The sequence below is a fragment of the Nesterenkonia salmonea genome (genome assembly GCF_005771525.1).
Classification (GTDB): domain Bacteria; phylum Actinomycetota; class Actinomycetes; order Actinomycetales; family Micrococcaceae; genus Nesterenkonia; species Nesterenkonia salmonea.
In genome coordinates this window covers 1-6,029 of record NZ_VAVZ01000071.1, presented here as the reverse complement: position 1 = coordinate 6,029, position 6,029 = coordinate 1, and the positions used below count along the sequence as shown (strand labels likewise).

3 protein-coding genes are annotated in these 6,029 nt (G+C 57.9%); all 3 read left to right on the top strand.

Annotated features, from left to right (window positions below; genetic code table 11):
- Window positions 1-298: 298 nt before the first annotated feature.
- The 3 genes from FEF26_RS14970 to FEF26_RS14960 are packed head-to-tail and all read left to right on the top strand — an operon-like array spanning window position 299 to window position 5,763.
- Entirely contained in the window at window positions 299-2,338 is a 2,040-nt protein-coding gene (locus tag FEF26_RS14970; RefSeq protein ID WP_243730620.1) for a site-specific DNA-methyltransferase, read from the top strand.
- Between the two features lie 3 nt (window positions 2,339-2,341).
- Window positions 2,342-4,927 carry a DEAD/DEAH box helicase gene (locus tag FEF26_RS14965; RefSeq protein ID WP_138254340.1) on the top strand — a complete coding sequence of 862 codons (2,586 nt, stop codon included), beginning with the start codon at window positions 2,342-2,344 and terminating at the stop codon, window positions 4,925-4,927.
- Between the two features lie 47 nt (window positions 4,928-4,974).
- Window positions 4,975-5,763, top strand: coding sequence for a DUF6602 domain-containing protein (locus FEF26_RS14960; RefSeq protein WP_138254339.1), 789 nt, complete (start codon window positions 4,975-4,977; stop codon window positions 5,761-5,763).
- Window positions 5,764-6,029: the final 266 nt, after the last annotated feature.

The window sequence follows — 6,029 nt, the reverse complement described above, 5'->3', positions numbered from 1 at the left end:
TTTATGCGCAACAAGCATGTCTCACGAAACACCCAAAGGACTCTCCATAGACTCGTATCTAGGCAACGCCTGAGCGGGCAGCACATGACTCGAACATCCCTGAACGGCCGACTTGGGGCGTCCAGCGAGTCACGCCAGTCACAGTGGCAAGAACACACTCCCCTAGCGTCTCGAGGTGCACGACCACAGATAGACTTCTCTCAGGTTTTTGAAGGGAGGCCGTGTGTCGCGACTGTCTGAGTTGCTGAGGCAAGCTCGTAAAGCTGACCTCCAGCTAGGCGCAGATCTAGAAGCGGAGGTGACCGCTCTCACGAAGCGCCGCACCTTTGGCCTCGTTTTTGAGGCCCACCAGCCTGAGGCGGTTGAGCTGCCCGGCCGCCCTGTGCGACGAGGTGACAAGGTCCGTGTCCTCCCGCCGCGTGGTGTGGCCGAGCGTGAGGATCAGCGCCTGTGGCGTGTGATCCGAATAGAACGCACGGAAGTCGGCAGGTTCGCTCACCTCTCAGAGCTGGGTAGCGAAGAACCGGTGGCTCAAGTTGTTGGCGTAGACGAGCTCTCAGTGGTGGCTGAGTTCCGCGATCGCATCCATCCCGGCCTCGTGGAGACGGGACGTGTGGAGCGCGGCGGTAACAAGCCGTTCCACACGGTAATCAATTCCGAGAACTATCACGCATTAGAGATGCTGACTTACACTCACCGGCACTCTATCGATGCGATCTACATCGATCCCCCCTACAACTCCGGCGCCAGCGACTGGAAATATAACAATAACTACGTAGGCAAAGAAGATGACTACCGCCATTCAAAGTGGCTGGCTTTCATCGAACGACGTCTGAAATTGGCTCGCGAGCTGTTGAACCCCTCCGATTCAGCCCTAGTTGTCACAATCGACGAGAAAGAGTATCTGCGTCTGGGCCTGTTGTTGGAGCAGACCTACCCTGAAGCGAAAATTCAAATGATTTCCACGGTAATCAACCCGGCGGGGACAGGGCGCGCCAATGAGCTCTCGCGAACTGACGAGTATGTTTTCTTGGTCCGCTTTGGTGCACATCAGCTAGCCCCAGAGCTTGTGGAAGAGTCAAAGGACAAAGAAGTTCACTGGCCGACTTTCCGCCGCGCTGAGACTTCGTCGGCGAGGCCAAATCGACCGTCACAGTTTTATCCGATTTTTGTAGACGTCGGGGCCCGAAAGATCGTGGAAGTTGGGCACCCCCTTGCCCCAGATGTCGACAGGTTCTCCATAATTCCGCCGGTCGACTGCGTGGCAGTGTTCCCCGTTCGTGACGACGGAACGGAGATGAACTGGGGGCTTACCAGAAATAGCCTTGTGAGCCGCCTGGAGAGAGGATATGTCCGCCTGGGCGGCTACGACCCAGACCACCATCAACCGTTCGTCATAAAGTACCTCAAGAGTGGGCCCATCCGGGATATCGAGAGCGGGAAGGCTAAGGTGCGCGGTTACCGCGAAGATGGTTCAGTCATGGCCTTCTATGAGGAAGGCAAGACCAAGATGCCTACCACTCAATGGCGGAAACCGTCACACGATGCATATCGCCATGGAACGACTCTCTTACGGGACCTCTACGGACAGCAACGGTTCCCTTTTCCAAAGTCGCTCTACGCGGTGGAGGATGTTCTCAGGCTAGTAGTTGGGAACAAGCCTGAGGCTGTGGTGCTGGACTTCTTCGCGGGTTCCGGGACTACGGCCCACGCCGTCTTCCGCTTGAATAAGCAGGATGGCGGATGCCGCCACTCCATCATGGTGACTAATAACGAAGTTTCCGCTGCAGAACAGAAGGCCTTGAGACTGAGCGGTTTACGCCCCGGCGACCGAGAGTGGGAAGCCTTGGGGATCTGTGAATACGTCACCAAGCCGCGCCTGGTTGCCGCATTGACTGGTGAGACTGCTAGTGGCGAACCGGTGCAGGGAAAGTATAAATTCGTCGATGAGTTTCCCCTTATGCAAGGGTTTCAAGAGAACGTTGCCTTCTTCAAACTGACCTATGAGTCCCCCCTCTCGGTGCGACACCACCGAGCGTTCCGCCGGATCGCGCCCATGCTGTGGATCCGAGCGGGTTCCCGGGGGAGGCTCATCGATTCGCTCGGCGAGGATGGGTGGGACGTGGCCGAAGCGTACGGCGTGCTGCGGAACCTGGATCAGACAGACGGCTTCATCAACGCGATCGGGCGGGCTGATGCCGCCTCAACGGCGTTTGTGGTAACTGACGACGAGGGCGCATTTCAGATGGTATGCCGCGAGCTTCCCAGCACCGTCACGCCGATCAGGCTATACGAGACCTATCTCCAGAACTTCCAGATCAACATGGGCGGTAATTAGCCGATGCGCTATACGTTGAAGGACTATCAAACCGGGGCAGTCCGTGATGTCCTCCGAAATCTAGAGCGGGCTCGTGACTCATACCGTCGCTACGGCGCTCTGTCTCAGTTCTCCCTGGCGGCCACGACCGGCGCCGGCAAGACTGTGATGGCTGCTGCGGTGATCGAGGCCCTTTTCTTTGGCAACGACGAGTTCGACTTCGAGCCCGACGCTGGTGCCGTCGTGTTGTGGTTCTCCGACGACCCCTCACTGAACGAGCAGTCACGTGCGCGGATCCAAGCCGCCGGGAGCGAGTTGGACTTTCGTCTGCAGACGGTACCTTCAACGTTTTCAGAACCGCAGTTCCGGCCTAGAAACGTCTACTTCCTCAACACTCAAAAACTGAGCAGTAACTCCAGGCTGGTAAGAGGCGCGCTGGAGGCAGAGGGCCAGGACACGCTCCCTGGTGCACCCCGGCCTGATCAGCTTCAATCTTCGATCTACGACACCATCACCAACACGGTGGCAAACGAAGATCTCACTCTGTATCTGATCCTCGATGAAGCTCACCGCGGTATGCGGAAGAGCGAGGACGAGGACCGGAGCACTATCGTCCAACGCCTGATCAATGGCCAACAGTCTGCGCCCCCGATGCCAGTCGTGTTCGGCATTTCTGCAACTGTGGAACGGTTCGATACCGCCATGAAGACGGCTCAGGGCCGTGATGCTCTTTCGCCGGTGACCGTTGACTCCTCCCTGGTACAGGCCTCTGGGCTTCTAAAGGACGACATTGCTCTCTCTATCCCGGCGGAGGCCGGAGCTTTCGATACTGTCCTACTGACCAAAGCCGTGGAGAAGATTAAGGCGTCCACGACTGCTTGGCAGGAGTACGCGGAGGAACAGAACGAGACTAAGGTCGTGAAACCCCTACTTGTCGTGCAGATGGGCGACAAGCCCTCAGATGAGCTGAAGGTTCGCACCCTAGACACAATCTTCGAGGCGTGGCCCGAATTGAAGCACGGTGCTATCGCCAACGTCTTTGGTGAACGCCGAGACCTCAAGATTGGTCAGGAACTGGTGCCCTACATTGAGCCGCAACGCGTTCAGGATGCTCCTCAGGTCCGAGTCCTGCTGGCGAAGAGCGCTATCTCGACCGGTTGGGATTGCCCACGGGCCGAAGTGCTGGTCTCGTTCCGGTCTGCAAAGGAAGACACACACATTACCCAGCTGCTTGGCCGCATGATCCGCACACCACTGGCTCGTCGCATTCCGGGAAACGAGCTGTTGAACTCCGTGGATTGTCTGCTGCCGCACTTCGACCGCAAGACCGCTACCAAGGTGGCCGAGCGTCTGATGAAGGGCGCATCTGGGCGCCCCAGCGACGATGGCGATGATGCTGGCGGAGGTAAGGGCCGACGCGTACTGTTCGACCCCATCCCCTTACTACCCAACGAGACCATCGACCACTCTGTTTGGGAGAAGTTCGCCGAGCTCCCCTCGGTAACGATCCCTCAGAAGAACGTAAAGCCGATCCGCCGGCTCACGGCGCTAGCTACTGCGCTTTCGAAGGACGGCCTCGTGGGGGATGCTGTGGCCAAGGCTCACGATAGTCTGCACGCAGCGCTTAACGGTCGCGCGGTCCAGCACGAACAGGAAGTGGCCAAGGCAAAGGAAGAAGTGCTCACCATGCAGGGTGAGGAGGTCCGCGGCCGGATTGGTGGGAACGTCTCCTACAAGTCCTTCTCAGTCAGCGCAGACCCGCGAGCGATCGAGGACTACTACCGCGCGGCGACTCGTGTCTTCAGTCCCGCACTGTGCGACTCCTACGCTGACCTCCTGGCCGGCCCTGACGGCGAGGAGGATGAACTTCTCGAAGCCCACATCCAAATCTCAGCACTTGCTCGCGTGGAGCAGATTACCGAGGCGATCGACCACGAGGCGGAGACACTCGCGCGAAAGTGGCTGTCTGAGACCCGCGTAGCTCGGAAGAACCTGAACGATGAGCGACGGGCAGAGTATGAACGCCTCGAGTCGCTCTCCACCCAACCCGAGCCCGTAAACCTCGTGGTCCCGAAGACGGCGCAGGCCGAGACGAAGATCCTCCACCCGGACGGCACGGAAGAGGCAATGCCGACATGGACCATGCATCTCATGTCGGCTGAGGACGAAACCTTCCCGGAAGACCTGAACACGTGGGAGCAACGTGTGTTGACTTCAGAGATGAAGCAGTCTGGATTCAAGGGGTGGTACCGCAACCCTGCGCGAGCCACCCAGGACTCCCTAGCTGTGGCCTACAAAGATGATCTCGGAGATTGGAAGGCCCTACGGCCAGACTTTCTGTTCTTCGGCACTTCTCACGACGGCAGCACGGCGACTGATCTAGTGGATCCCCATGGCCACCACCTGTCAGACGCGCTCCCCAAACTGCGGGGCCTGGCGGATTTCGCCGAACAATTTGGTGCGGACTTCCGCCGGATCGAGTCCATTGCAGAGACTGGTGGCGTGATGAAGGTTCTCGACATCACTAAGGACAATGTTCGGAACGCAATCCGTGAAGCACCCAGTGCTCGACAATTATACGAGTCGGAGATCGCTGAGAACTACTTATGAACCTCAGTCGCGGCTGAGGACGACACGCTGAGTAGATAGGAGAAGTCATGTCTGAGCTGGCAGACCTCATGAGTGCCGCATCCCAGGACATGGCGTCCCAGGTTAAGGGGATCCGTGCCGCGTTTGACCACCAGCTGAGCAAGGGCGAGGCAGCCGAGGCCACGCTTCGAAAATTCTTCGAAGATTATTATCCATCATCCATCGGTGTGGCGCACGGGCAAGTTGTTGACTCGTATGGCAGCCATAGCAAGCAGCACGATGTCATTCTCTACGACACCACGCAGACTCCGGTCCTCTACACCGATAAGCAAAGGGGCGCACGGCTCCTCCCTGTCGAGGGGGTTATCGCCGTCATCGAGTCGAAGCTCTCTTTGCAGTTGGCCCACGTTGAACAAGCGGTAGAGAGCGCCAGAACTCTCAAATCGCTCGACCGCTCCGCGTATTACCTTCCAGAGAAGCTACCCGGGCAGATCCAGCTGGACGAGAAGCAAAAGGCCTACGGAACAGAGTACGACGTGATCCCACCGATGTACTTCCTCTTCGCCTTCGAAGGCTCGGCAGTAACCAGTTTTGCTCAGCGCCTCGAAGACCGGCAGAAGGATCTCCCGGTGGACAAGCGCGTCGACCTAGTCTGCGTCATGGAAGACGGCGTGGTCGTCAACGTCACGACACGGGGCCAGATCGACACTCTGCCCTCTCCGGGCTCCCACTTGACCGGTTACAAGACGGAGCACGCGCTTTTTCTGTTTCACATGCTGGTTTCTCGCTACCTTTTGCAAGTAAAGATTCCGGACATCGCTCTACAGCGTTACATTCCGAAAGGCTTTACCTTTTGATCAATGACGAGGTGCCGGGAGTGTGGCACCGAAAGCCTCCCGCGACGAACTCCTTGCTCTGCGAACTTGATGCGGATCCATCGTTGGATCAGGGAATCCCCCGTTAGGAGTCTTATCTGGGGCTTTCTCAAGCTAATTGGCCTCGATTACTGTCTATGAGAAATGTCAGGAAGGGTGAAAATGTCGAAAACCAAGGGCTCGACTGCCACGTGGTGGATTCCTTTGCCTGAGGCGCTGGGATTTCCTAACGGCTACTCGAGGACATT

Bases quoted from the DNA above. Each gene is read 5' to 3' on its own strand.
- FEF26_RS14960 (WP_138254339.1), top strand. From the start codon at position 4,975: ATGTCTGAGCTGGCAGACCTCATGAGTGCCGCATCCCAGGACATGGCG.
- FEF26_RS14965 (WP_138254340.1), top strand. From the start codon at position 2,342: ATGCGCTATACGTTGAAGGACTATCAAACCGGGGCAGTCCGTGATGTC.